Here is a 24,511-nt window from a genome sequence, read left to right as displayed (position 1 = left end):
GCCCGCACAAGGCGGGCGCAAGTTATTGAGGCAGGTTTCATACAGGCAAGAAACCTATCGAGCAGTGACCCCTTTATACGCCTTTAGCTGCTCATGTCCAAGGTAAAAGTTTGAAAAGGCACAACTCCCCGGCTAGGATTTGGCTCAAAGAAACAAGGGCAGAGGGGGATTGTTGCCAATATGGCTTCCCATTATTTCCAGATTATCAAGCGCGTTCTCGCCACATCTGTGATCATTGGCCTCGGGGGATTCGCCTCGGCTGAGCCAATGCATGGAATCGCGATGTACGGGGAGCCAGCCCTGCCTGCCGATTATACCGCCCTGCCCTATGTAAACCCCGATGCCCCCAAGGGCGGCACCTATGTGCAATCCGAGGTGGGCAGCTTTGATTCGATGCACCCCTTCATCCTCAAGGGCCGCGCGCCCTATGGCTTTCGCGCCTTCAGCTTTGATACCATGCTGGGGCGCAGCTATGATGAGCCCTTCACCCTTTATGGGCTGCTCGCCGAAACCGTCGAAACCGGGCCAAACCGCGAATGGGTGGAATTTACCCTGCGCCCCGAGGCCCGCTTCCATGATGGCTCTCCCGTCACCGTGGAAGATGTGATCTGGAGCTATCAAACCCTCGGCACCCTCGGCCACCCGCTCTATCACGGCGCCTGGAAAAAGGTCGCCTCGATCGAGCCTGTGGGCGAGCGCGGCGTGCGCATCACCTTCAACGTGGCCGATAATGAGCTACCCCTGCTGATGGGCCTGCGCCCGGTGCTGAAAAAGGCCGATTGGGAGGGGCTGGACTTTGAAGAAAGCTCCATGCGTGTGCCCATCGGCTCCGGCCCCTACATCGTGGAAAATGTCGATCCGGGCCGCTCCATCACCCTCAAACGCAACCCCGACTATTGGGGCCGCGACCTGCCCTTCAACCGCGGCCAGCACAACTTTGATGAGCTGCGCTACGAGTGGTTTGGCGATGGTGACGTGGCCTTTGAAGCCTTCCGCGCTGGCGAGCTTTCCTCCAACCGTGAGTTCAACGTCGTCAAGTGGAACACCTCCTATGATTTTCCCGCCGTGCAATCGGGGGAGGTCGTCAAGCGGTTGATCCCGCATCAGCGCCCCTCCGGCATGAAAGGTCTGGTGATGAACACCCGGCGCGAGATCTTCAAGGATTGGCGCGTGCGTGAGGCGATGATCCTCGCCTTCAACTATGAGTTCATCTCTGAAAAGCTGAATGACGCAGGCGATCCGCGCATCTGCTCCTACTTCTGCAACTCCGAGCTCGGCATGAAGGTCGGCGCCCCCGCCGAAGGGGCCACCAAGGCCCTGCTCACCCCCTTCGCCGCCGATCTGCCGCCCGGCGCTCTGGAGGGCTATACCTTCCCCCAAGGCAACGGCTCAGAGCGCAACCGGCGCAACATCCGCAAGGCAATGACCCTGCTCAACGAGGCCGGATGGACGGTGGATGACGCCGGCCAGTTGCGCAACGCCGAAGGCGCGCCTTTCGCCTTTGAGTTGCTGCTGCAATCGGGGGCCGCCCAGCCCTCCAACGTGGCCGATACCTATATCCAGGGGCTGAAACGCCTTGGTATGCAGGTGGAAGTCAGCGCCATTGACCGCGCCCAATACAAGGAACGCTCCACCGACTACGATTTTGACATGACCTGGTATAACCGCCCCCTCTCCATGTCTCCGGGCAATGAGCAAATGCTCTACTGGGGCGCAGAGGGTGTCGAAAAACCGGGCACGCGCAACTACATGGGCATGAACAGCCCCGCCGCCGAAGCCGTGATCAACGCCATGCTCACCGCCGAGGGCCGTGAGGATTTTCTGGCCGCCGCCCACGCGCTTGACAGGGTGCTGACGGCGGGGCGCTATGTGATCCCGGTGTGGTATTCGCCAGAGGCCCGCCTCGCCTTCAAAAAGCAGCTTCACTACAACGAAGATCACCTGCCAATCTATGGTGACTGGGCCGGGTTCCAGCCCGATGTCTGGTGGTGGTCCGAGGAGTAGCCCCGCCCTGCGGGGTCCCAACCCGCCGCGCAGTCCCCCGCCAGCAATATGCCCGCCACCGGTGGCCCCGTTTTGCGCGAATTGCCCCCCGGAGCACATAAAAACAAGCGGTAAACCCCTGTTTCCGCGCCTGATCACCAAAACAACCATCGCGCGAATTGCTGAGAATCAGCAAAGGCGCTACCATGGTCTCGGGAGGACGACTTATGGCTTGGAAACAGCTCTTCGAAAATTGGGCAGAAGCATTGCCCAGGATCGTTGACCTCTACCCGCATGTTGACCCGATCGCGCTCCAGCGCTTTCGCGGCAACCGGTCCCTCTTCGTGGCCTATATCGCCGCCACCCATGAGCTGACACTGGCCGAGGCCAGCGACGCGGTGGATGACATGCTCCTGCGCTTTGGCCGCCAGCGCGAAACCCTCGCCGCCGCCTGATCCCCGCTGCGGCCTTGGGTTGCGGCGGCAAGGTGCCCCAAAGCCCCGCCGCACCCTGCTCCCCGCGCGGCAGGGCAACATCTTCCTTTGTATCCGCCCGGCGATAAATCATGCTCACAGGCTCCCGCCCCATGCCTGCGGGCTTTTCAGCGTAATCAACCCCTTGCAAGGCCGCCGCCCCGCGCGTAATTCAGCCCGATGAATATTTCGACAGCTCCCTCCTGCCCCGCCCCCTTCAACATGGCCGCCTATGTGCTGGCCACGGCCGAGTCTGACCCGTCAAAAACCGCGCTGGTCATCGCAGGCCCCGACCATGCCGCACAGTGGTCCTATGGGGAGCTGCAAACCGCCGTTCAGGGCATCGCCGCCGGGCTGCTCGCCCGTGGCCTCACCCCCGGTGACCGCATCCTCTTGCGGCTGGGCAACACCGTTGAGTTTCCGCTGGCCTACCTTGGCGCGATCTGGGCCGGGATGCTCCCGGTGCCCACCTCCGCCGCCCTCACCGCGCCCGAAATCACCGCCATCGCGGCAGAGCTTGATCCCGCGCTGGTGATCGCCGGAGAGGGCATCGCCCTGCCCGATCATCCCGCGCCGGTGCTGCCAGAGGCCGAGCTTCACGCCATGGAATCCCACGGCACCACCCCCGCCAACATGGGCGATCCAAACCGCCCCGCCTATATCATCTATACCTCCGGCACCTCGGGCCGCCCGCGCGGGGTGGTCCACGCCCATCGCGCCGTCTGGGCGCGGCGGATGATGTGGGAGGGCTGGTATGGCCTCCAACCCGATGATCGCCTGCTCCACGCCGGTGCCTTCAACTGGACCTATACACTTGGCACCGGCCTGATGGACCCCTGGGCCATCGGCGCCACCGCCCTCATCGCCGCGCCCGGCACCACGCCCCAACAGCTCCCCGCGTTGATGGCCCGCCATGGTGCCACGCTCTTTGCCGCCGCGCCCGGCGTCTTCCGCCAGATGCTGCGCCACCACGGAGACCTCACCGTGCCCACCCTGCGCCATGGCCTTTCCGCCGGAGAAAAGCTCCCCGAACCGATCCGCACGGCCTGGAACAACGCCACCGGCACCATGATCTACGAAGCGCTTGGCATGTCAGAGTGCTCCACCTTCATCTCCGGCTCCCCCGACCGCCCCGCACCGCCCGGTGCCACCGGCTATCCGCAACCGGGCCGCCGCGTGATGGTGCGCGACAGCGGCGAACTGGCCATTCATGCCTCAGATCCCGGCCTCATGCTCGGCTACCTCAACGCCCCCGAAGAAACCGCCGCCCGCTATGAGGACGATTGGTTCCTCACCGGGGATACCGTGTCTCAGGGCGAGGACGGCGCGATCACCTACCTTGGCCGCGATGATGACATGATGAATGCAGGCGGCTACCGCGTTTCCCCGCTGGAGGTCGAGGCCGCGCTCACCTCCCACCCCGATATCACCGCCGCCGCCGCCGTGGAGGCCGAGGTCAAGGCCAATACCACCGTGATCCGCACCTTCTACACCTCCACCACGCCGCTCCCTGAGGAGGTGCTGGAAAGCTACGCCGCCGCCCGCCTCGCCCGCTACAAATGCCCCCGCATTTTCACCCATGTCGCAGCGCTCCCCCAATCGGCCAACGGCAAGATCAACCGGCGTGCCTTGCGCGAGCACCCCCTGCCCTAAGCGCCAGCGCACAGGCTTCCCCCTTTTCCTCCATTCTCTTCCATGCCAGAGAGACACCATGATCAAACTCGATATCTTCTCCGATCCGATTTGCCCCTGGTGCTTCATCGGAAAATCTCTCCTCGACCGCGCCCTCGCTGAGGTGTCGCGCCAACCCTTCGAGATTGAGTATCACCCCTTCCAGCTCAACCCCGACATGCCCCGTGGCGGCATGGATCGACGCGCCTACCTTGAGGCAAAGTTCGGCGGCCAAAAAGGCGCGGTTGAAGCCTACATGCCAATCGTGAAGCGCGCCGAAGCGATCGGCCTGCAAATCAATTTTGAACAAATCACCCGCACGCCCAATACGCTCGACGCCCATCGGCTGATCCATTGGGCTGGCCTTGAAAAACGGCAATTGCCAGTCGTTTCAATGCTTTTTGAGGCATACTTCATGTCAGGCCTTGATATCGAAGACCGTGATGTGCTGGCCGATATCGCCGATTCCGCCGGGCTGGATGCTGCCGCCATCCGCCGCCTGCTTGAAACCGACGCTGATGAAGCCGATATCCGGGCCCGTGATGCCCACGCCCGCGAGCGCGGCATCACCGGCGTGCCCACCCATATCGTCGCCAATCAGCATGTGGTCCCCGGTGCGCAATCAACCGCTCTGTGGTTGCAACTCATCGATGAGATCAACGGCCAGATCGGCTCCCATTGATGGCCGCGCCCGGGTCGCCGTCCTCCAGCATCCGAAAAATCGGCCAAACCGAGTTTCTCGCGCTCATGGCCATGCTGTTTGCCACGATCGCCTTCTCGACCGATGCCATGCTGCCCGCCTTGCCCGCAATCGAGCAGGCCCTCACCCCCGAGGCCCCCAACCGGGCGCAGCTGATCGTCACCTCCTTCCTGTTCGGCATGGGGTTTGGCACCCTCATCACTGGCCCGCTCTCCGATACCTTCGGGCGCAAACCCACGATCATTGCCTTCGCCTCGCTCTATATCGGCGGGGCCTTGCTGGCATGGCTCGCCCCCTCGCTTGAGCTGGTGCTTGCCGCCCGTGTGATCCAGGGTATCGGTGCCGCTGGCCCCCGCGTGGTGGGCATCGCCATCGTGCGCGATCTCTATTCGGGGCGCGAAATGGCCCGCCTCATGTCTTTCATCTTCATCGTCTTTTCGCTCTTTCCCGCCATTGCCCCGCTGATTGGTGAGCAGGTGATCGCGCTGGCCGGGTGGCGGGCGATTTTCCTCGTGTTTGTCGTTTTCATCGCAACCTCCACCCTCTGGCTGGCCATCCGCCAGCCCGAAACCCTGCCCCCCGAACGCCGCACACCCTTCAGCCTCCCGATCCTGTGGACAAACATCAAAATCGTGCTGGCCAACCGCACGGTTCGCTTTACGGTCGCCGTGCAGGTCTTTGTTATGGCACAGCTTTTCACGATGGTCTCCACCACGCAGCCGGTGTTCGAGCGGCTGTTTGACAAGGGCGAAAGCTTCACCCTCTGGTTCGCCTTCATCGCGGTTTGCGCAGGCACGTCGTCTTTCGTGAACGCCCGATTTGTGATGCGGGTCGGGATGCGCGGGATGGTCACGCGCGCGCTCATCGCCACGCTGGTGGTCTCTGCGGTCTGCCTTGCGACCACCTCGCTCATCCCCCTGCCAGAAACCCTGTTCTTCGGGATTTACCTCTTCTGGGTCGTCATGATCTTTTTCCAGATGGGCCTCACCATGGGCAACCTCAACACCTTGGCGCTTGAGCCTATGGGCGCCATGGCAGGCACCGCCTCATCGGTGATCGGGGCCTTGGCCACAGCGCTCTCGGTGCTGGTCGCAGCACCCATCGGCCTGATGTTCACCGATAGCATTTACCCGCTGGTGCTGGGTTGCATGATCTGCGGCGTGATCGCTTTGTCGTTGATGATCTGGATGGGCGCACGCGAGGAAGAACCCGAAAATACCCAGTGAGAAAAGGCTGTTACCGGGCGGTCTTCACCTTTTCCGCAAGATCACGGGCAATTGCGAAGGCGCCTTTGATCTTGTCGTTTGCCTTCGCCCAATCCCGGCGCACCACAAGCTTGTTGTCGCGCACCTTCGCCAGCCCATCCTGCGCCTGGATAAACTCAACCAGCCCCGCCGGATTGGCGAATTTATCGTTATGAAACTGGATCGTCCCGCCCTTCGGCCCGCCGTCGAGCTTGGCAATGCCCGCCTTCTTGCACATCGCCTTGATGCGCACGATCAGCAGCAGCGTGTTGACCTCCTTGGGCAGCTTGCCAAAGCGGTCGATCAACTCGGCGGCAAAGCCCTCCAGCTCTACTTTGGTGTGCAAGCCTGAAAGGCGGCGATAGAGCCCAAGGCGCACATCAAGATCGGGTACATAAGCCTCTGGAATCAATACCGGAACACCAAGGTTGATCTGCGGCGCCCATTGCCCGTCATCCTCTGTCAGCCCTTCCAGCTCACCGGATTTGATCCGCCCAATGGCCTCTTCGAGCAGCGATTGGTAAAGCTCATAGCCCACCTCGCGCACATGCCCCGATTGCTGATCCCCCACCAGATTGCCCGCACCGCGATGGTCCAGGTCCTGGCTGGCCAGCGTAAAGCCCGCGCCAAGGCTATCGAGCGTGCCCAGCACCCGCAGCCGCTTTTCAGCCCCCGGCGTGAGCGGCAGCCGGGGCCGCGTGGTGAGGTAGCAATAGGCCCGCGTCTTGGCCCGGCCCACCCGCCCGCGGATCTGGTAAAGCTGCGACAGGCCAAACATATCGGCGCGGTGCACCACCATCGTGTTTGCGGTGGGGATATCAAGGCCCGATTCCACAATCGTCGTGGCCAGCAGGATGCCGTATTTGCCGTCGTAAAAGGCATTCATCCGGTCATCCAGCTCGCCCGCCGCCATTTGCCCGTGCGCCACCACATAGGGCACCTCGGGCACCTGGGTTTTGAGAAACTCCTCAATCTCCGGCAGGTCCTTGATGCGCGGCACCACATAAAAGCTCTGGCCGCCGCGATAGTGCTCCCGCAGCAGCGCCTCGCGGATCGTCACCGCATCAAACTCGCTCACATAGGTGCGGATCGCCAGCCGGTCGATTGGCGGCGTGCCAATTATGCTTAAATCCCGGACACCTGTGAGAGAAAGTTGAAGTGTCCGCGGGATCGGCGTTGCGGTGAGCGTGAGCACATGCACATCCGAGCGCATCTCCTTGAGGCGTTCCTTGTGGGTCACACCAAAGTGCTGTTCCTCGTCGATCACCATCAACCCAAGGTTGGGGATGCGCACCGATTTTGCCAGCAGCGCATGGGTGCCAATCACGATATCCACCGTGCCATCGGCCAGCCCCTTGCGGGTGTCGGCCGCCGCCTTGGCGGGCACAAAGCGCGACAGTTGGCGTACCTTGATCGGGAAGCCCCGGAACCGCTCGGCAAAGCTTTGGGCGTGCTGGCGCGCCAGTAGCGTGGTGGGCGCAATCACCGCCACCTGCATCCCCGCCATCGCCGTCACGAAGGCGGCGCGCATCGCCACCTCGGTCTTGCCAAAGCCCACATCGCCGCACACCAACCGGTCCATCGGGCGGCCTGCCTCAAGGTCGTCCAGCACCTCTTCAATCGCCTTTAGCTGGTCCTCGGTTTCGGTATAGGGGAAGCGCGCCGAGAACTCCTCCCAGGCGTGCGGCACCGGCTCCAAAACCGGGGCCTTGCGCAGCATCCGCTCGGCTGCGGTGCGCATCAAACGGTCGGCAATCTCGCGGATACGGGCCTTCAGCTTGGCCTTCTTGGCCTGCCAGGCCCCACCGCCGAGCTTGTCAAGCAGCCCCTCTTCATGGCCATAGCGCGACAGCAGTTCAATGTTCTCGACCGGCAGGTAAAGCCTTGAGGCTTCAGCATATTCCAGGTGGATCATCTCGTGATCCGCCCCCAGCGCATTTACCAGCTCCAGCCCTTTGTAGCGGCCCACGCCGTGATCTACGTGCACCACCAGATCACCGGGACTGAGGCTTTGCGCTTCGGTCAAAAAGTTATCGGCCCGGCGCTTCTTTTTCGGCGAGCGGATCAGCCGGTCGCCCAGCACATCCTGCTCTGAAATCACCGTCAGCCCCGGCTCCTCAAAGCCGTGTTCCAGCGACCAGATCGCAAGGAAAACCCCGCCCTTGCCCTCGGGCACATCGCGCCAGTTGGTGATCTCCACCGCGCCCTGCACCCCCTCATCGGCCATGAGGCCCGCGAGCCGCTCGCGCGCGCCTTCGGAATATGAGGCAACCACCACCTGCCCTTCGCGCCGCTTCGCTTCAACATGGTCCTTCAAAGCCCCGAAAAGGCTGATATTTTCCTGTTGTCGTTCCGGTGCAAAGCTGCGCCCGATCCGCCCGCCCGCATCCAGCACACCGGGGCCGGAGGCCTGCGGCAGCGGCGAAAGCTGGATCACCCTGCGCCCCTCAAGGGCCACCTCCCAGGCGGCATCGTCCAGATACAGCGCATCCGGCGCGGCGGGCTTATAGGTGGAGGCGACCCGCGCCTTTGAAACCAGCGCCTCCCGCCGGTTTTCATAGCTGTCAACGATCCCGTCCCAGCGCGCCAGCCGCGCGGGGGTAAACTGATCGTCCAGCATCACCGAGGCGTTGGGCAGATAGTCAAACACCGTTTCCAAACGCTCGTGAAACAGCGGCAACCAGTGCTCAAACCCGGCGTGTTTACGCCCCGCGCTCACCGCCTCATAGAGCGGATCATCACTGCCCGCCGCGCCAAATTCGATCCGGTAATTCTGGCGAAACCGGGTGATCGAGGCGTCATCCAGCACCACCTCCGAAGCGGGCGAAAGCTCAATCCGGGTCAGCTTTTCGGTGGTGCGCTGGGTGGCCGGGTCAAACCGCCGCGCGCCGTCGAGCATATCGCCAAACAGGTCCAGCCGCACCGGCCCGCCCTCACCCGGCGGGTAGATATCAATGATGCCGCCGCGCACTGCAAAATCGCCCGGCTCGGTCACCGTGGGGGCTTGGCTGAAGCCCATGCGCACCAAAAATGCCCTGAGCGCCGCCTCATCCACCCGCTCGCCCACCACCGCCACAAAGGACGAACTCGCCACCAACTCGCGTGAAGGCACCCGCTGCATGGTGGCGTTGAGCGTGGTCAGCAGCACAAAAGCGCCCTTCATGCCCCCGGCGAGCGCCGACAGGCAGGCCATCCGCCGCGCCGTGATATCGGCGTTGGGCGACACCCGGTCATAGGGCAGGCAATCCCAGCCGGGAAACTCCAACACCGGCACGCCGGGCGCAAAAAACGCCAGCGCCGCGCGCATCTCGGCCAACCGCTTGTCATCGCGGGCGCAATGCACCACGGGCGCGCCGCGCTCCAGCTCGCGGGCGATCATCAGCGCGTCCATCCCCTCGGGGGCGCCGCCTAGCGTTATGTGTGTGGTTTTTGCCATCAGAGCGCCTGACCTACCCCGCCCCCCGGCATTGTCAACCGTCCGGCGGGCAAAATGGCCCTCAGATCGCCCCGATCGACAGGTTCTGCAACATGCCCCAAAGCGCGGTGACAAAGATCGAAAGCATCCCGATCACCTGGGTGATAAAGCGATGCCGCCCCAGCCGCTCATAGAGGCCCTCACCATCCGCCGCGCGAATGCCACGGGCGCAAACCACCCTGAGTCCCATAACCACCGTCAGCGGCCCGGCCAGCAAGAACAGCGCCTGGCTGAATTCGCTGCCGTAGGCAAAGCCAAGGATCACCAGCGAACTATGGGCGAAGAAGGCAAATGCAATCAGCCAAAGCCCAGACATATCAGTGATATAGAGGAGGCGGTTCACGTTGACCCGCACCATGTCGCGCAAGTCGTCCTCCGCATCGCCCCCATTGCGGCGCGCGCGTTGCACCAGATCCCAGGGCACCCCCAGCACAAAGTGCGAGGAGGTGGACCAAACCACCGCCAGCGCAATCCAATACCAAAGGTTGGAAAAGGACCGCATGTCGATCAGCTCGAAAACGGTCTCGTACCAGTCCAGCACGTCTGCTCAATCCCCGCCGTCATGCGGCGTTTTCTTAAAGGTTCGCGCAATCTACCTGTTGCGCCGGGGAATGGAAGCCTTGTCGCCAGCGAATTTCCATGCCACCCACCGGATGTGACCGAAAAGAAAGGTTTGTACCATGCGCCCCACCGTCGCCCCCTTCCCCGCCGCCCGTTTGCGCCGCGTGCGCAAAAGCCCTGCCATGCGTGGATTGGTGCGCGAAAACACCCTCGCGGCGGATGATCTGATCTGGCCGGTGTTCCTGCGTGAAGGCAAAGGCGAACGCACCCCGGTGCCCTCCATGCCCGGCGTCGAGCGGCTCACGGTTGATCTGGTGGCCGAGGCCGCGGCAGAGGCGGCAAGCCTTGGCATCCCCGCGATCTGCCTCTTTCCCTATACCGAGGCCGATGCGCGCACCGAAGATTGCGCCATGGCTTGGGACCCCGAGAACCTCACCAACCGCGCCATCCGCGCGATCAAATCCGCCGCCCCCGAAATTGCCGTGATGACCGACATCGCGCTCGATCCCTATAACATCAACGGCCATGATGGTTTTGTCGTCGATGGCGAAATCGTCAATGACAAAACCGTTGAGGCGCTGGTCAAAATGGCGCTGGCCCAGGCCGATGCGGGGGCCGATATCCTTGGCCCGTCCGATATGATGGATGGCCGCATCGGCGCGATCCGCCGCGCACTGGAAGAGACCGGCCACAGCAACGTGTCGATCCTCAGCTACGCCGCCAAATATGCCTCCGCCTTCTATGGCCCGTTCCGCGATGCCGTTGGCGCTTCGGCGGCTCTGACCGGAGACAAGAACACCTACCAGATGGACCCGGCCAACTCGGATGAAGCCCTGCGGCTGGTTGAGCGCGATCTGCTGGAAGGCGCCGATATGGTCATGGTCAAACCCGGCCTGCCCTACCTTGATATCTGCCGCCGCGTGCGTGACACCTTCGGCGTGCCCACCTTCGCCTACCAGGTGAGCGGCGAATACGCGATGATCCAGGCCGCCGCCCAAAACGGCTGGATTGATGGTGAAAAGGTCATGGCCGAAAGCCTCATGGCCTTCAAACGCGCCGGATGCATGGGCATCCTCACCTATTTCGCCCCCCGCATGGCCCGCCGCCTCAAGGAGGGGTGATCCTCCGGCCAAAAGGCAATAGCCCAGCCCGGCTCAGAAACCGTTTCATGCGTCTTTCCGCCACCCCCGCCCGCAGGCCGAAAACCGCCGAACACCCCCGCAACTTGTGGTGACAAGGGCCAGATAACCCCCTATACATAGACAAAACCGGCAAAAAAGCCGGGGCGAGGCAAAAGGACAGGCGGACATGAGCAAGATTTTCCCCAGCAGGCGTGCATTCATCGCAGGGCTTGGCGCAACCACGGCGCTTTCGGCATGTGGCAACGGCATCGGCTCCAACGGCGCAAGCAAGATCGACGCGCGCGTCGACAGCACCCGCAACTTTCTCTTCAACAAGTATCCTGGCACCCAAAGGCTGGCTGAAAAGGCCTCTGGAATCCTCTTCATGCCGCTGATCACCAAGGCGGGCCTTGGCGTGGGCGGCTCCTACGGGCGCGGCGCGCTGCGGATAGATAACGTCACGGTTGATTATTACGCCGCCCTTCAGGCCAATGTCGGCTTTCAGATCGGCGCGCAGCAATACGCCCACGCGCTGTTCTTCATGACCCCCGAAGCCCTGCGCAGCTTCCGCACCAGTTCTGGCTGGTCGCTCGGGGCCGATGCCGAATATGCGCTGAACGACAACGCCGGCAACCTTTCGGCCGAAACCCTCACCGCGCTGGCCCCAGTTATTGCCGTGGTGTTTGGTCAGGCCGGGCTTATCCTTGGCGCCACGCTCGAAGGCACCAAATATAACCGCATCATCCCCTGATCGCCCGCACCGGACGACAGGCAAAAAGGCACGCTCCGGGGTGCCTTTTTTCTTGGGCGCCCGCCCGCTCAAAGCAACAAGCACCCGATGACCGCAACGACTGGCCTGTAACCGCGCTTAGAGCGTGTCGCGTTTTTTGAGCAACATGCTCTAGGCGATCTGCGCCAGCACCGAACGTGCCGCCCGCAGCCCCGGCGGCTCCTCTGCGCGCCCAAGCCGCGCCATCGTCACCGCCATCGCTTCATACTGCGCTTCGGGCGCGCCTATTACCGCCTTGAGGCCCTCGGCGATGAGCGCGGGCTTGCAGTTTGCGCCAATGAATTCCGGCACAACGCGGGTCTGCGAAACGAGGTTCACCAAAGTCACCGTATCGGTGCGCAGCATCCGCCCAATGATCTGGCGGCTCAGCCAGTTCATGTCATAGGCGACCACCATCGGCAGCCCCGCCGCCGCCAACTCCAACGAAACCGTGCCCGACGCCGCCAGCGCCACCGTCGCCGCCGCAAAGGCCGCGCGCTTTTCGCCCCGCGCCTCCACGTCACTCATCGCGCGCGGGTCCAGCACCACCGGATCGCCCGGCCATTTTGCCACCATATCCTGCACCGCCGTGGTCACATGCGGCACCGTTGGCACCACCACCCGCACCTTGGGGTTGGCCGCAACCACCGGGCGCAAAGCCTCGCCAAAGATCGGCCCAAGGCGCGAAACCTCGCCAATTCGCGAGCCGGGCAGCGCCAGCACCACCGGTGCCTCGCCCAGCCCATGGGCCGCACGAAACTCTGCGCCCTCCACCAAGTCTCCCACCCGCTCCGAAACCACCGGATGCCCGACGAAATCACAGCTCATCCCGGCCTTTTCCATATAGGGCGGCTCAAACGGGAACAGCGCAAGCACATGGTCAATCACCTGCGCCATCTTCTCGGCCCGCCCCGGCCGCCAGGCCCATACCGTTGGCGCAACGTAGTGGATTGTTTTTACATCACTCTTCGCCTTCACCCGCCGCGCCACCCGCAGGCAAAAATCAGGGCTGTCGATGGTGATCAGCGCATCGGGCTGCCAATCCACCACCGCCCCGGCGCATTGGTTGATCCGGCGCATCAGGGCGCGATACTTCGGCAGCACCTCGGCGATCCCCATCACCGAAAGCTCCTCCATCGGGAACAGGCTTTGCAGCCCTTCGCCCTGCATCCCGCGCCCGCCAACACCACGAAACTCAACTCCCGGCGCCAGCGCCTTCAACCCGGCCATCAGCGCCGCGCCCAGCTTGTCCCCCGAAGGTTCACCGGCGATGATAAATATCCTCACGCCCCCGGCTCCCGCACCCAGAGAAACATGCCAGCCGCCTCGGCCATGGCCACCACGGTTTCGCGCTGAAGCACCATCACCCCGCCCGCCTCAATCACGATGCCGCGCAGCTTGGCCTCTGCCGCCAGAGTCACCGTGCCGGGGCCTATCACCGGCAGATCAGCGCGGCGGTCCTGCCCCGGTTTTGGCGACTTGAACAGCAGCCCACCGCTCGGCAGTGCCGGATCGCGCTCTGGCGGGCACAGCAAGGAGCGGATCATCCAATCGGTGCCGCCCGCCGCCTCGATCGCCAGCGCCTGCCCTTTGGCCACAATGCAGGCCTGCCCCACATCGGCCCGGCCCATCGCCGCAACGATCTGCTCGGCGCGCGCCGCATCCGCTCGGTCTGCTTCGCCCGGTTGCACGCGGGTCAGCACACCGCGCTCTGGCAGCAGCTCTGGCACGATTTGATGCGCCGCCACCACCTCGATCCCGGCCTCCTCGACAATGGCAATAAGCTCGCGCAGCGTGCCGTCATCCCCCTTGGCCATCGCGCCCATGACCCGCTCCAGCAGCGCCACGCTGCCCGGTTCCACGCGGGTTGGGTCAATGCCGGGGCGGCGCACGGCCCCGGCCATGCAAAGCTGCGTCACGCCCCGCGCCTTCAGCCCATCCAGAAAGCCCGCCAGATGCTCAAAGCAAAAAACCTCATCCACCGCGATGTTTTCAGGCGCAAAGCCCTCCAACGCACAGACGTGGACAGGCGCATTGACCATGGTCAAAATAGCCGCCGGCAAACCGCCTTGGCCGGCAATCAGCGCCAGCATCGCGGCTACTCCGGCTTCAGGAAGGAGCGGTCACTCTCGCCGGTGACAAAATCAACGATCCGGCGCACAAAGACGCTCTCGGTTTCATCGCCAAGCCGCCGGGCACGATCCTGAAACGCGCCTTCGCCCTGCGCCAGCATCTGGTAAGCGGCCCGCAGCGCGGTGATGTCAGAGCGCGAAACGCCCTTGCGCTTCAGCCCCACAAGGTTGAGCCCCTCCAACTTGCCCCGGCTGGCCTGCACAAGGCCATAGGGGATCACATCATGGGTCACCATGCTGACAGCGCCAATGATCGCGCCCTGCCCGATCCGCACCCACTGGTGAATGCCCGCAAGCCCGCCGATGATCACATCGTCCTCGATCACACAATGCCCGGCAACGGCGCAGTTGTTGACCAGAATCACCCGGTTGCCCACCTGCGCATCATGCGCCACATGCGCCCCCGCCATGATCAGGCAATCGTCGCCAACCCGCGTCACGCCCCCGCCGCCCTCGGTGCCGGTGTTGATCGTCACATGCTCACGGATGCGGTTGCGCGCGCCAATCTCCAGCCGCGTCTTCTCGCCATCAAACTTGAGATCTTGCGGGATTTCCCCGATCACCGCGAAGGAAAAGATCGTGCAATCCTCGCCAATCGTGGTGCGCCCGGTGAGCACCGCATGGGATTTTACCTGGCACCTGTCGCCCAGCACCACATCAGCGCCCACATAGGCGAAGGGGCCAATATCCACCCCCGCACCAATCACCGCGCCTTCATCAATGCAGGCGGTCGGGTGGATGGTGACGCCGGAAGCCACGCTCATGTGGCTGTCCCCAGATCCATCATCGCGGTGAATTCGGCCTCAGCCGCCATCTCGCCCTCAACGCTGGCCTCGCCGCGGAATTTCCACACCTTGCCGCCGGGCTTTCCGCGCGTCACCGTGACCTTCAACTCAAGCACATCACCGGGCACGACCTTGCGGCGAAACTTCACGCCGTCCATTCCCATGAAATAAACCAGCATCCCCTTGTCTTGCAGCTCAAGGCTGACCCCCACCATCACCGCAGCGGTTTGCGCCAGCGCCTCGATGATGGTGACACCGGGCATGATCGGCGCACCGGGGAAATGCCCCTGAAAATGCGGCTCGTTGAAGGTGACATTCTTGATGCCGGTCGCGCTTTCACAATATTTGATGTCGCGCAGCTTATCGACCAGCAGGAACGGGTAGCGATGCGGGATAACCCGCTGGATCATCTCCAGATCGGCGGTCTCGGGGGTAGCACTCATGCGGATCGCATCCTCTCAAATGGTCGGTCAATTCTGTCAGTCGGGCACCGGCGTGCCAAGCGGCAGGTCAAGGCCAGAGTCCTCTTCCTTCCCGGTCGGCTCATCGGCAGGGGCCTCTTCGCCCTGGTCCTGCTGCGACGGCACCGCCGAGATCGACCCACCATCCCCCAGCAAGCTGTCCACGCGAGCGCGCACCTCATCGGTCACATCCAACTGGCCGGTGTTGATTAGAACCGCGCGGGCATCCAGCACCACCGCCGCGCCGCGCTCGCGCACAACCTCCAGCAAAAGCGGCTCCACCGCGCCGAAAAACTGCTGCCTTGCCCGTTCTATCTGCCGCTGGAGGGTGCGCACGTTGCGCTCCTGCTCGGCCCTCACCCCGGTGACTTTCTCATCAAAGGCATCGGCCAGCGCGCGAAACTCCTCGGGCGGCACGGTTGCGCGCTTTTCCGTCAGCTCGGCCTCTTCGGCCTCCAGATTGCGTTGATCTTCGGCGTTTTTCGCAATCAGCGTCTGTCGGGCGGCGGCAAGCTCCGCCTCAAGCCGCTGGCCAAACAGGGTGGACTGGTAAAGCCGCTCCTGATCCAGCGTCAGCACCATACTGGCCGCTTCCTGCGCGCCCGCCGGCGGCCCCGGCACAGCAAGGGCCAGCACCACAGCAAGCCCCTGCCCAAACGCCCTAAGGCCCCGGCGCGGACCGGTGGCGACACGCGCCAAGCCCCAAACCCGCGCCCCGATACTCATCAGAATTCGGTGCGGATCGAAACGTCGAAGCTCCGCTCCTTGTCATAACTCTGCATCATCAGCGCTTCGGAGAAGTTGAAGCGCAGCGGCCCGATCGGCGTATCCCAGAAAATGCTGACACCAACCGACGAGCGCCAGTGCAAATCATCGTCAACCGGGTCGGTGCCGGTTTCGCCGCCGCCCGTCTGATCCAGGCCCCAGACCGAGCCGATGTCATAGAAAACACCACCCGAGATGCCATATTCCTCTGGCAGGCCCAGCGGGAACTCGGCCTCAAGCCGCGCCACCGCAAAGAAGTTACCGCCAAGCGCGTCCTCATTGGACACGTTCAGATCGCGCGGGCCAACCCCGTTGGTTTCAAAGCCCCGGATCTTGCCGTTCAGGCTGAACCGGTCAAGCACGGTGGAGCCGCCGGTGTTGTAATGCAGCGCCCCGCCTTCCACCTCGGCCTTCAGCGTCACGGCTTCGTTCCAAACCTTGGTTTGGGCGGTCATGCTGGCCGTGGTGCGCACATAGGCGTTATCGCCATCCACCCCGCCAATGTCCTGGCCAAAGGTGAATCGCAGCGCCGAATTGGGGCTGAGGCCGGTGATCCGGGTGTCATAGGTGTAGGTGTAGCCAATCGATGTATCCCACCGAGCGCCCTCTTCCTCACGCAGGATGAAGGACGAGCCGGTGCTGCCGGTGCTCGTATCACCGTAATCAATCCCGAACAGCTCACGATAGGCCAGCGTCGTCCGCAGTTGCAGGCGGCTCTGCTCGCCCAGCGGGAAGGCCAGATACGGCCGCAAGATCCCGACGCGGGTGTCATAGTTGGAGTTGTCAGATTCGGTTTCGGTGTAGGCGGCATCAATCCCGAAGGTCAGCTCCCGGCCTAGCAAGGCCGGCTCACGGAAGTTGAAGTTGAAAGCACTGGCCGAATCCGTGGTATCAAACCCAAGGCCCAGGCTCTGGCCACGGCCGAGAAAGTTGCGCTCCTGAAAGCTGACATTCACACCAAAGCCATTGTCCGTGCCGTATGACGCCCCAAACCCAAGCGAGCCGGTGGGCGCCTCGGTCACGTCAACGTCCACGATCACCTGATCCGGCGCCGAGCCTTCACGGGCGTTCACATTGGCCGTTTCAAAGAACCCGAGGGCGCGAATGCGCTCTGCCGCTTCGCGCACTTCGCGCGGGTTGAAGGGATCGCCCTCCACCACCTTGAACTGGCGGCGCACAACCCGGTCAAGGGTCGAGGCGTTGCCCTCAATATCAATACGTTCCACAAACACCCGCGGCCCGCGGCTGATGACAAACTCGATATCAAGCTCCAGGTTGCGCTCATCGCGGTTGATCCGCGGCTCCACACGCATGAAGTTGATGCCCTTCTGCGCGGCCAAACGCTCCAGCCGCGAGATATTGGTCTCTACGATCTGCGGGTTGTAAACCCGGCCCTTGCGGATCCGCAGCGCGGATTCAAACAGATCAGCATCCACTTCGTCCATCTCAGACACCAGCGTGATGTCCCCGATCTTGAACTGCTGGCCTTCGCGCACGTTGAACGTCACCAGAAAGGCATCGCGGTTGCGGGTGATCTCGGCAGTGGCGGACTGCACGCGAAAATCAATGTAGCCCCGGCTTAGATAGAAATCGCGCAGCACCTGCTTGTCAAATTCGATACGGTCTTCCACCAGACTGTCGTTCTGGATCAGCGCCCGGAACACCCCGGCTTGCTTGGTCTCAAGGGCGCCGCGCAAACGCCGGTCACTGAACTTGCGGTTGCCCACAAAACTGATCCGCTCATTCTCGACAACCCGGCCCTCGGTGATCTCGAATATCAGATCAACCCGATTGTTGGAGCGCCGGATCACCTTTGGCTCCACCGTGGCCGAAACCCGGCCCGCTTGCCGGTAGGCATCAGCAATCGCCGCCGCGTCGGCCTCGGCCTGGCTGGGGGTAAACACCCGACGCGGCGTTGAGCCAACAACCGTTGCCAGCGCCTCGTCCTTCAGCCGCTTGTTGCCTTCATAATCCACCACGTTGATCGTGGGATATTCCACAACCTCGATCACCAGCGTGCTGCCACGCGGGATCAACTCCACGCTTTCAAATAACCCGGAGGCCAAAATCGCCTGATACGCGTCGTTGAGGCGCCCCGCGCTCACCGTTTCGCCACGGGCGATTCCGGCGTAGGAGACGATGGTTGCCGCATCAACCCGCTGGTTGCCGCTCACCTCCACCCGGCTAAAGCTGAAGGCCTGCGCCTGCGCTTCGCTTGGTGCAACTGCGTAAGCAATTGGTAGCGCGAAAGAAATAGCCAGAGCCGCTCTTGCCGCCCCTGCAAGGAGCATGCCGCGCGCGCCCCCGGTTTCACCTGCTCGTGACATGGCTCAATGCCCCCCGGACTTTTTTACCGCTGTTTTCGTTGGTTTCCTGAATACCCTCTCGGGCGGGGGGTGTCAAAGCGCAGAAAGGCCCCCGAAGGAGCCTTTTTCAACAGGTCGAAATGGCCTGCTCTGCCGTAGGGGCAATCAGTTAATCAGCGAGCCAAGCCAAGCCCCGCCGCCAAGCGCGGTGAGCAGGGTCGCGATGTAGAGCAGCCGATCCGAGTTCAGTCGAACGATCAAGCCCAGGCTGTAATATCCGGTTGTCATGGTCTGCATGTGGTGCGGCCTTTTGCACGAGTTAAGTAATGTAGCCGCTAATTTACTGATGGATCATGTCGGGATTGGGGCAACCGCCCCAGCAAATGTGGCAAAATTGGGGCAATCCGTGCAAAGGTTAACACTGCGGGACCCGCCCCAATCTCAAGCGCCTATTCGAACCAGGCCGCAATTTTCCAGAAAATGCCACCCTCGCAAAACAGATCATTGCCAAGCGCAAAGACCATCAGGCTCAGGATCAGCGCCAGCCCGATCCCCATGAGAACGTTGAGCAATTTCTCAGGCGGCGGCTTGCCGGTCACCGCCTCATAGGCGTGAAACACCAAATGCCCGCCGTCCAGAACCGGGATCGGGAACAGGTTGAGCAGGCCCACAGCGGTGGAAAGCACCGCCACAAACCAGATAAAGCTCTCGCCCCCCTGGCTCGCCATCTGCCCTGCGGTGGTGGCAATCTTGATCGGCCCCGAAAGCCCGCAGGACGAGATGTTGCCCGCGATCATGTTATACAGCCCCGAAATCGAGCTGGTCACAATGAACCACGTTTGCCGCACGCCATAGCTGGCCGAGCCCCAAACGCCGCGCTGCACGGTTGCCGGCTCAAAGGCCAGCCCGCCGTTGATACCGATCAGGTAGCGCGTTTCAAAGCTGCCATCGGGCAGCGGCACCGGGGTTTCACGCGGCTTCAGAGTAAAGGCCATTACCTCGCCATCACGCCACACCTCCAGCGCCACGGGGGTGCCTTCACCCGCTTTAACAAGCTCCTGCAACTCTATGAAAGCGGTGATCTTTTGCCCGTCAATCGCAGTTACAACATCGCCCACCTCAAGCCCGGCATCAATCGCCGCCGAGCCGGGAGATACGGCTGAAATCAGCGGCGGAAACGGTGTTGTCCCGGCAAGCTCCATCTCCTGCCCATCCCGCTCGATGCGGTAAATCACCGGCTGGGTCAGATCGAGCGACGCCGCCGCTTCGTAAACGCTGTTCAGATCGGTGATCTCGGTGGCCCCGATCGACAGGATCACATCGCCCTCTTCCAGCACCCGCACCTGCTGGGGCAGCGGCTCCAGCGTGCCCACCTGCACCGGCTCCACGGCCACACCGCGGGTGAGCGCGATCACCGCAAAAATGAAGAAACTGAGGATAAAGTTGAAGATCGGCCCCGCCGCAACGGTTGCCGCGCGTGCCCAAACCGGCGCGCCGGGCATGGTGCGCCGCTTCTCGGCCTCGCTCAACCCCGCCATCGCCTCGCCGTCAACGCCCGCCGAGGCCGCATTGGCATCGCCCATGAACTTCACGTATCCGCCAAACGGCAAGGCCGCGATCTGCCACTCGGTGCCGCGCTTGTCGCGGCGGCTCCACAGCACCCGGCCAAACCCGAGCGAGAACACCTCGGCGTGAATGCCGCACCAGCGGCCCACAATATAGTGGCCGTATTCATGCACCGCCACGATGATCGAAAGCGCCACGATAAAGGCCAGCACATATCCTGCCGTGCCGCCTACGATGCCGAAAAATTCCATTGCCTACCCTGCTCGTTCGCTTGCCTGTGCCATGGCCTCGCGGGCCAGCTCCCTTGCCATCTGGTCTGCCGCCAGAACGGTATCAAGGGTCATCATGTCATTGTTAAGGCCCGTTTCTGCGGCCATTCGCTGCATCACCTGCTCAACGATGCGCGCCATATCCATAAAGCCGATCTCGCGGGCGATAAACCCATCAAGCGCCGCTTCCTTGGCGGCGTTGAACACCGCGCCCATCAGCCCGCCCGCCGCCATCACCTCTTGGGCCAGCCCAAGGGCCGGGTAGCGCGCCGGATCAGGCGCCTTGAAATCAAGCTGGCCAATCTGTGCCAGATCCAGCCGCTCCACCGGCAGCTCGGCCCGCGCCGGGTGGTTCAGCGCATAGCCTATTGCGTGGCGCATATCAGGGCAGCCCAGATGCGCCATCATCGCCCCATCGGCAAAGCCCACCATCGCATGGACAATGCTTTGCGGGTGGATCAGCACCTCTATTTGCTCAGGCTTTATGCCAAAAAGTTCATGCGCTTCAATAACTTCCAGCGCCTTGTTAAACATCGAGGCACTATCAATGGTGATCCGCTGCCCCATATCCCAATTCGGGTGGGTGGCCGCCTCTTCCGGGGTCGCCCGCGCCAGCCGCTCCAGCGGCCAATCGCGGAACGCTCCGCCCGAAGCGGTCAGCACAATGCGCTCCACCTCGCCCGCATCCTCGCCCACCAGCGCCTGAAACACCGCGGAATGTTCGCTGTCCACCGGCAGCACCACCGCGCCATGCGCCCGCGCGGTTTCCATCACCAGCGGCCCGGCGCACACAAGGCTCTCCTTGTTGGCCAGCGCCAGCGTTGCCCCCTGCTGCAAGGCCGCCAAGGAAGGCGCCAGCCCCGCCGCGCCGATCACCCCGTTCAGCACAATATCCGCAGGCCGCGCCGCCGCCTCGGCGACCGCCTCTGGCCCTGCGGCAATCGCAATTCCACTACCTGAAAGACGCTCTGCAAGCTCTTGATAACATTCTTCAAAGCAGGTTACGGCAAGCTCAGCCTTCAAGGCCACCGCCTGCTCGGCCAACAGCGCCAGATTGCGCCCGCCGGTCAGCGCCACCGCCTCAAACCCGCCGCGCCCGATCAGATCTTGCGCGCTTTGCCCTATCGAGCCGGTCGATCCAAGCAGGCTGACCCGCTTCAAATCCGCACCTCCGGCACATCTACCAGCATTGCCACCAGCAGCATCAAAAGCGCCGCTCCAAGCAGCCCGTCAAACCGGTCAAACAGCCCGCCATGGCCGGGGATCAGCGAGGAGCTGTCCTTCACCCCCATCCGCCGCTTCAGCGCAGATTCGGCCACATCGCCCATCTGGCTGGCAAAGGCGAGCACCGCCGAAATCCAGATCAAATCGCGCCCGGCGTTGGTGAAGGTCAAGAACAGCGCGCCCACCAGCGCCGCGCCAATCCAGCCCGCCACCGTGCCCGACCATGTTTTCTTGGGCGAAACCTTGGGCCAGAACTTTGGCCCGCCAATCACCCGCCCGGCGAAGTAGCCCGCGATATCCGTTACCACCACCACGGCCACCAGCCAGAACAGCCACGTGCCGCCATAATCGGCGCGGAAGGTCACAAGCCCCCAGCCCGCCGCCATGATCCCCAGGGCAAACAGGAAAAACGTCACCCGTTCGCGCGGCATCATCGCCAAGCCAATCACCGCCGGAGCAAAGAGCAACAGCAACGACCAGCCGGTATCATAGGCCAGCATCCCCGAAAGGACCGAGGCGGTGACAGCGGCCAGCAGCATCGCGCTTTCGCCCTCCCGCTTGATCATCGAGGCCAGTTCCCACACCATCACCGCGGTCACGAACACCGCCAGCATCTGAAACCAGACCCCGCCCATGCGGATGCCTGCCACGCCCACAACCACCATCACCGCGCCCGCGATCACCCGTGGCGCCAGATCGTCCCACTTGCCGCTCATGTCTTTACTGCCCCAAACCGCCGCTCCCGGCCCGCATAGCTGCGGGTGATCTCGGCAAAACACTCGGCGTTGAAATCCGGCCAGAGCGTGTCGATGAATTCATATTCCGCATAGGCCGATTGCCAGAGCAGAAAGTTACTGATCCGCGCCTCCCCGCTGGTGCGGATCACCAGATCGGGGTCAGGCAACATGCAGGTGTCCAGAAAGCTGCCGAGGGTCTCAACGTTCACATCCTCGGGCTTCAGCCGCCCGGCGGCCACCTCGGCGGCCATCCGCTGGGTGGCGCGTGTCACCTCATCGCGGCCCCCGTAGTTGAGCGCGATGGTCAGATGCACCTTTTCATTGCCGGCGGTCAGCACCTCCAGCTCATCCATCAGCGCCACCAGTTTCTTGTCCAGCCGCACGCGATCGCCAATAAAACGCACCCGCACGCCACGCGCCAAAAGCCGCTGCGCCTCTTTGGTGATATAGCGGCGAAACAGCAGCATCAGCCCGGCCACTTCGGCCTGGGTGCGCTTCCAGTTCTCGGTCGAAAAGGCAAATATCGTCAGGTATTTAACGCCCAGATCAGGGCAGGCTTCCACGATTTCCCGCACCCGCCTGGCCCCGGCCTGATGGCCAAACAGCCTCGGGCGGCCTCGCGCCGTTGCCCACCGGCCATTGCCATCCATGATGATCGCCACATGGCGCGGCGCGTTTTTCACGTCGTGCTCTGTGGTCATTGCCTGTGTCATGCCCTTCGGCCTCCTCGCCGTCAGGCCCCTCAACAAGCCCTCCGGTCTGGCCCTGCATAGCGTGAAGCGCGTCGCTTGGCCAGAAAGAGCCTGCCCCCCGCGCCATTCACGCCGCCGCGCCGCCAATTTGCCCGGCGCTCTGCGCCAAACGGCGGCTTAAACCTGCATGATCTCCGCTTGCTTGGTCTCAAGCTGCGCATCAATCGCCTTGATGTGCTTGTCGGTCATCTCCTGAACCTCGGTCTCCCAGAACTTCTGGTCATCCTCGCCCAGCTTTTCCGCCTTCTTGATCTGATGCATCCCGTCCTGGCGCACGTTGCGCACGGCCACACGGGCGCTTTCGGCATATTGCGCGGCCACCTTGGTCAGCTCGCGGCGGCGCTCTTCGTTCAGCTCGGGGATCGGCAGCATGATGATGGTGCCGTTCAGCTGCGGGTTGATGCCAAGGCCGGAGTTGCGGATCGCCTTCTCCACCGCGTTCACCAGCCCCTTGTCCCACACGTTCACCGTTACCATTCGCGGCTCGGGCACGTTGACAGTGCCCACCTGGTTGATCGGGGTCATCGCGCCGTAGGCATCCACCATCACCGGCTCCAGCATCGAAGCCGAGGCGCGCCCCGTGCGCAGCGAAGCAAATTCCGTGCGCAGGTTGGTCATCGCCCCATCCATGCGGCGCTCAAGGTCGTCGGTATCCAGCATAAAGTCTTCAGACATGGTTCTTGCCCGTAATTTGAATGTGTCACCGCAGGTTTTACGGCAGTCGGTGGGCAAATGCCAGATGTTGATGAGGCGGCGTCAGCCCTGCACCAGCGTATAGGTGCCCTCGCCCGCAAGGATCCCCTTGAAGCCGCCCGGCTCATCGAGCGAAAACACGATGATCGGCAGGTTGTTGTCCCGCGCAAGGGCAATGGCGCTGGCATCCATCACCTTGAGGTTCTTTTGCAAAACCTCGTCATAGCTCACCTTGTCATAGCGTTTGGCCTCGGGGTGCAGCACCGGGTCCATATCATAAATGCCATCCACCTTGGTGCCCTTGAAAATCGCCTCGCAAGCCATCTCGTTGGCCCGCAGAGTCGCGGCGGTATCGGTGGTGAAATAGGGGTTGCCGGTGCCAGCGGCAAAAATGCACACGCGCCCCTTTTCAAGGTGGCGCACGGCGCGGCGGCGGATGTAGGGTTCACACACCTGATCCATCGGGATCGCGCTGATCGTGCGGGTATGAACCCCCAGATCCTCAAGCGCGGCCTGCATCGCCAGCGCGTTCATCACCGTGGCCAGCATCCCCATGTAATCGGCGGTCGTGCGCTCCATCCCCTGCGCTGCCCCCGCCAACCCGCGAAAGATGTTGCCGCCGCCGATCACCATGCACACCTCAACGCCAAGCTGCGTCACGTCATGCACTTCCTTGGCAATCCGGTCCACGGTTGGCGGATGCAGCCCATAGCCCTGATCGCTCATCAGCGCCTCACCGGAGATCTTGAGCAGCACGCGGCGATACTTCACCTTATGCCCCGCCCCTTCGCCTGTGGTTTCATTTGCGTCACTCATGGCGATAT

Annotated in this window: 22 protein-coding genes; 7 read left to right on the top strand and 15 right to left on the bottom strand. The window is 62.9% G+C overall.

Going from position 1 to position 24,511, the window contains the following annotated elements; genetic code table 11:
- The first annotated feature begins 180 nt into the window (after positions 1 to 180).
- The 5 genes from P1U55_RS08485 (at position 181) to P1U55_RS08465 (ending at position 6,053) form a co-directional block, all read left to right on the top strand.
- Positions 181 to 2,004 carry an extracellular solute-binding protein gene (locus tag P1U55_RS08485; protein WP_301047111.1) on the top strand — a complete coding sequence of 608 codons (1,824 nt, stop codon included), beginning with the start codon at positions 181 to 183 and terminating at the stop codon, positions 2,002 to 2,004.
- 206 nt (positions 2,005 to 2,210) lie between these two features.
- On the top strand, positions 2,211 to 2,438 hold the full coding sequence (locus tag P1U55_RS08480; RefSeq protein ID WP_301047110.1) for a hypothetical protein: 228 nt from the start codon (positions 2,211 to 2,213) through the stop codon (positions 2,436 to 2,438).
- Between the two features lie 198 nt (positions 2,439 to 2,636).
- Positions 2,637 to 4,109, top strand: coding sequence for a class I adenylate-forming enzyme family protein (locus P1U55_RS08475; RefSeq protein ID WP_301047109.1), 1,473 nt, complete (start codon positions 2,637 to 2,639; stop codon positions 4,107 to 4,109).
- Positions 4,110 to 4,167: 58 nt separating this feature from the next.
- Positions 4,168 to 4,809 (top strand): DsbA family oxidoreductase, encoded by a 642-nt coding sequence (locus P1U55_RS08470; RefSeq protein WP_301047108.1) that lies wholly within the window; start codon positions 4,168 to 4,170, stop codon positions 4,807 to 4,809.
- On the top strand, positions 4,809 to 6,053 hold the full coding sequence (locus P1U55_RS08465) for a multidrug effflux MFS transporter (protein WP_301047107.1): 1,245 nt from the start codon (positions 4,809 to 4,811) through the stop codon (positions 6,051 to 6,053). The genes P1U55_RS08470 and P1U55_RS08465 overlap by 1 nt, the downstream gene beginning before the upstream one ends.
- A 10-nt stretch (positions 6,054 to 6,063) precedes the next feature.
- On the opposite strand, the gene mfd is transcribed toward P1U55_RS08465, so the two are convergent.
- Entirely contained in the window at positions 6,064 to 9,507 is a 3,444-nt protein-coding gene (gene mfd, locus P1U55_RS08460; protein ID WP_301047106.1) for a transcription-repair coupling factor, read from the bottom strand.
- A gap of 61 nt (positions 9,508 to 9,568) precedes the next feature.
- Complete coding sequence (locus P1U55_RS08455) at positions 9,569 to 10,084, bottom strand: component of SufBCD complex (RefSeq protein ID WP_301047135.1); 516 nt, start codon at positions 10,082 to 10,084, stop codon at positions 9,569 to 9,571.
- 142 nt (positions 10,085 to 10,226) lie between these two features.
- On the opposite strand from P1U55_RS08455, the gene hemB reads away from it, so the two are divergent.
- Positions 10,227 to 11,228, top strand: a complete 1,002-nt coding sequence (gene hemB / locus P1U55_RS08450) for a porphobilinogen synthase (protein ID WP_301047105.1) — start codon at positions 10,227 to 10,229, stop codon at positions 11,226 to 11,228.
- Between the two features lie 187 nt (positions 11,229 to 11,415).
- A complete protein-coding gene (locus tag P1U55_RS08445; RefSeq protein WP_301047104.1) occupies positions 11,416 to 11,979 on the top strand; it encodes a YSC84-related protein in 564 nt (187 codons plus the stop codon).
- 150 nt (positions 11,980 to 12,129) lie between these two features.
- On the opposite strand, the gene lpxB is transcribed toward P1U55_RS08445, so the two are convergent.
- The 13 genes from lpxB to pyrH form a co-directional block, all read right to left on the bottom strand.
- Entirely contained in the window at positions 12,130 to 13,284 is a 1,155-nt protein-coding gene (gene lpxB / locus P1U55_RS08440) for a lipid-A-disaccharide synthase (protein ID WP_301047103.1), read from the bottom strand.
- A complete protein-coding gene (lpxI, locus tag P1U55_RS08435; RefSeq protein WP_301047102.1) occupies positions 13,281 to 14,090 on the bottom strand; it encodes a UDP-2,3-diacylglucosamine diphosphatase LpxI in 810 nt (269 codons plus the stop codon). The genes lpxB and lpxI overlap by 4 nt, the downstream gene beginning before the upstream one ends.
- A gap of 5 nt (positions 14,091 to 14,095) precedes the next feature.
- Positions 14,096 to 14,893, bottom strand: a complete 798-nt coding sequence (gene lpxA / locus P1U55_RS08430) for an acyl-ACP--UDP-N-acetylglucosamine O-acyltransferase (protein ID WP_301047101.1) — start codon at positions 14,891 to 14,893, stop codon at positions 14,096 to 14,098.
- Entirely contained in the window at positions 14,890 to 15,357 is a 468-nt protein-coding gene (gene fabZ, locus P1U55_RS08425; protein ID WP_301047100.1) for a 3-hydroxyacyl-ACP dehydratase FabZ, read from the bottom strand. The genes lpxA and fabZ overlap by 4 nt, the downstream gene beginning before the upstream one ends.
- A gap of 36 nt (positions 15,358 to 15,393) precedes the next feature.
- Positions 15,394 to 16,101, bottom strand: a complete 708-nt coding sequence (locus P1U55_RS08420; protein WP_301047099.1) for an OmpH family outer membrane protein — start codon at positions 16,099 to 16,101, stop codon at positions 15,394 to 15,396.
- On the bottom strand, positions 16,101 to 18,431 hold the full coding sequence (bamA, locus tag P1U55_RS08415; protein ID WP_301047098.1) for an outer membrane protein assembly factor BamA: 2,331 nt from the start codon (positions 18,429 to 18,431) through the stop codon (positions 16,101 to 16,103). The genes P1U55_RS08420 and bamA overlap by 1 nt, the downstream gene beginning before the upstream one ends.
- A gap of 180 nt (positions 18,432 to 18,611) precedes the next feature.
- A complete protein-coding gene (locus tag P1U55_RS08410; RefSeq protein ID WP_301047096.1) occupies positions 18,612 to 18,743 on the bottom strand; it encodes a hypothetical protein in 132 nt (43 codons plus the stop codon).
- Positions 18,744 to 18,895: 152 nt separating this feature from the next.
- Positions 18,896 to 20,263, bottom strand: coding sequence for an RIP metalloprotease RseP (rseP, locus tag P1U55_RS08405; protein ID WP_301047095.1), 1,368 nt, complete (start codon positions 20,261 to 20,263; stop codon positions 18,896 to 18,898).
- A 3-nt stretch (positions 20,264 to 20,266) separates the two neighbouring features.
- Positions 20,267 to 21,442, bottom strand: a complete 1,176-nt coding sequence (gene dxr, locus P1U55_RS08400; protein ID WP_301047094.1) for a 1-deoxy-D-xylulose-5-phosphate reductoisomerase — start codon at positions 21,440 to 21,442, stop codon at positions 20,267 to 20,269.
- Positions 21,439 to 22,221 (bottom strand): phosphatidate cytidylyltransferase, encoded by a 783-nt coding sequence (locus P1U55_RS08395; RefSeq protein WP_301047093.1) that lies wholly within the window; start codon positions 22,219 to 22,221, stop codon positions 21,439 to 21,441. Before P1U55_RS08395 ends, dxr begins: the two co-directional genes overlap by 4 nt.
- Positions 22,218 to 22,955 carry a polyprenyl diphosphate synthase gene (gene uppS, locus P1U55_RS08390; protein ID WP_301047092.1) on the bottom strand — a complete coding sequence of 246 codons (738 nt, stop codon included), beginning with the start codon at positions 22,953 to 22,955 and terminating at the stop codon, positions 22,218 to 22,220. The genes P1U55_RS08395 and uppS overlap by 4 nt, the downstream gene beginning before the upstream one ends.
- Before the next feature lie 156 nt (positions 22,956 to 23,111).
- A complete protein-coding gene (gene frr / locus P1U55_RS08385) occupies positions 23,112 to 23,669 on the bottom strand; it encodes a ribosome recycling factor (protein ID WP_301047091.1) in 558 nt (185 codons plus the stop codon).
- A gap of 81 nt (positions 23,670 to 23,750) precedes the next feature.
- Entirely contained in the window at positions 23,751 to 24,503 is a 753-nt protein-coding gene (gene pyrH / locus P1U55_RS08380) for a UMP kinase (RefSeq protein WP_301047090.1), read from the bottom strand.
- Positions 24,504 to 24,511 lie beyond the last annotated feature (8 nt).

Origin of the sequence: Vannielia sp., assembly GCF_029212645.1 — a bacterium.
Taxonomy (GTDB): Bacteria; Pseudomonadota; Alphaproteobacteria; order Rhodobacterales; family Rhodobacteraceae; genus Vannielia.
Note: the sequence above shows the minus strand (reverse complement) of the source record. Positions and strands in the feature narration are given on the sequence as shown.

Excerpts from the sequence above, each read along its gene's own strand:
- lpxA (WP_301047101.1), bottom strand. The coding sequence starts at position 14,893 with ATGAGCGTGGCTTCCGGCGTCACCATCCACCCGACCGCCTGCATTGAT.
- P1U55_RS08445 (WP_301047104.1), top strand. The coding sequence starts at position 11,416 with ATGAGCAAGATTTTCCCCAGCAGGCGTGCATTCATCGCAGGGCTTGGC.
- P1U55_RS08395 (WP_301047093.1), bottom strand. The coding sequence starts at position 22,221 with ATGAGCGGCAAGTGGGACGATCTGGCGCCACGGGTGATCGCGGGCGCG.
- rseP (WP_301047095.1), bottom strand. The coding sequence starts at position 20,263 with ATGGAATTTTTCGGCATCGTAGGCGGCACGGCAGGATATGTGCTGGCC.
- P1U55_RS08470 (WP_301047108.1), top strand. The coding sequence starts at position 4,168 with ATGATCAAACTCGATATCTTCTCCGATCCGATTTGCCCCTGGTGCTTC.
- frr (WP_301047091.1), bottom strand. The coding sequence starts at position 23,669 with ATGTCTGAAGACTTTATGCTGGATACCGACGACCTTGAGCGCCGCATG.
- pyrH (WP_301047090.1), bottom strand. The coding sequence starts at position 24,503 with ATGAGTGACGCAAATGAAACCACAGGCGAAGGGGCGGGGCATAAGGTG.
- P1U55_RS08485 (WP_301047111.1), top strand. The coding sequence starts at position 181 with ATGGCTTCCCATTATTTCCAGATTATCAAGCGCGTTCTCGCCACATCT.
- fabZ (WP_301047100.1), bottom strand. The coding sequence starts at position 15,357 with ATGAGTGCTACCCCCGAGACCGCCGATCTGGAGATGATCCAGCGGGTT.
- P1U55_RS08410 (WP_301047096.1), bottom strand. The coding sequence starts at position 18,743 with ATGCAGACCATGACAACCGGATATTACAGCCTGGGCTTGATCGTTCGA.
- bamA (WP_301047098.1), bottom strand. The coding sequence starts at position 18,431 with ATGCTCCTTGCAGGGGCGGCAAGAGCGGCTCTGGCTATTTCTTTCGCG.
- hemB (WP_301047105.1), top strand. The coding sequence starts at position 10,227 with ATGCGCCCCACCGTCGCCCCCTTCCCCGCCGCCCGTTTGCGCCGCGTG.
- mfd (WP_301047106.1), bottom strand. The coding sequence starts at position 9,507 with ATGGCAAAAACCACACACATAACGCTAGGCGGCGCCCCCGAGGGGATG.
- P1U55_RS08475 (WP_301047109.1), top strand. The coding sequence starts at position 2,637 with ATGAATATTTCGACAGCTCCCTCCTGCCCCGCCCCCTTCAACATGGCC.
- P1U55_RS08420 (WP_301047099.1), bottom strand. The coding sequence starts at position 16,101 with ATGAGTATCGGGGCGCGGGTTTGGGGCTTGGCGCGTGTCGCCACCGGT.
- P1U55_RS08480 (WP_301047110.1), top strand. The coding sequence starts at position 2,211 with ATGGCTTGGAAACAGCTCTTCGAAAATTGGGCAGAAGCATTGCCCAGG.
- uppS (WP_301047092.1), bottom strand. The coding sequence starts at position 22,955 with ATGACACAGGCAATGACCACAGAGCACGACGTGAAAAACGCGCCGCGC.
- lpxI (WP_301047102.1), bottom strand. The coding sequence starts at position 14,090 with ATGCTGGCGCTGATTGCCGGCCAAGGCGGTTTGCCGGCGGCTATTTTG.
- P1U55_RS08465 (WP_301047107.1), top strand. The coding sequence starts at position 4,809 with ATGGCCGCGCCCGGGTCGCCGTCCTCCAGCATCCGAAAAATCGGCCAA.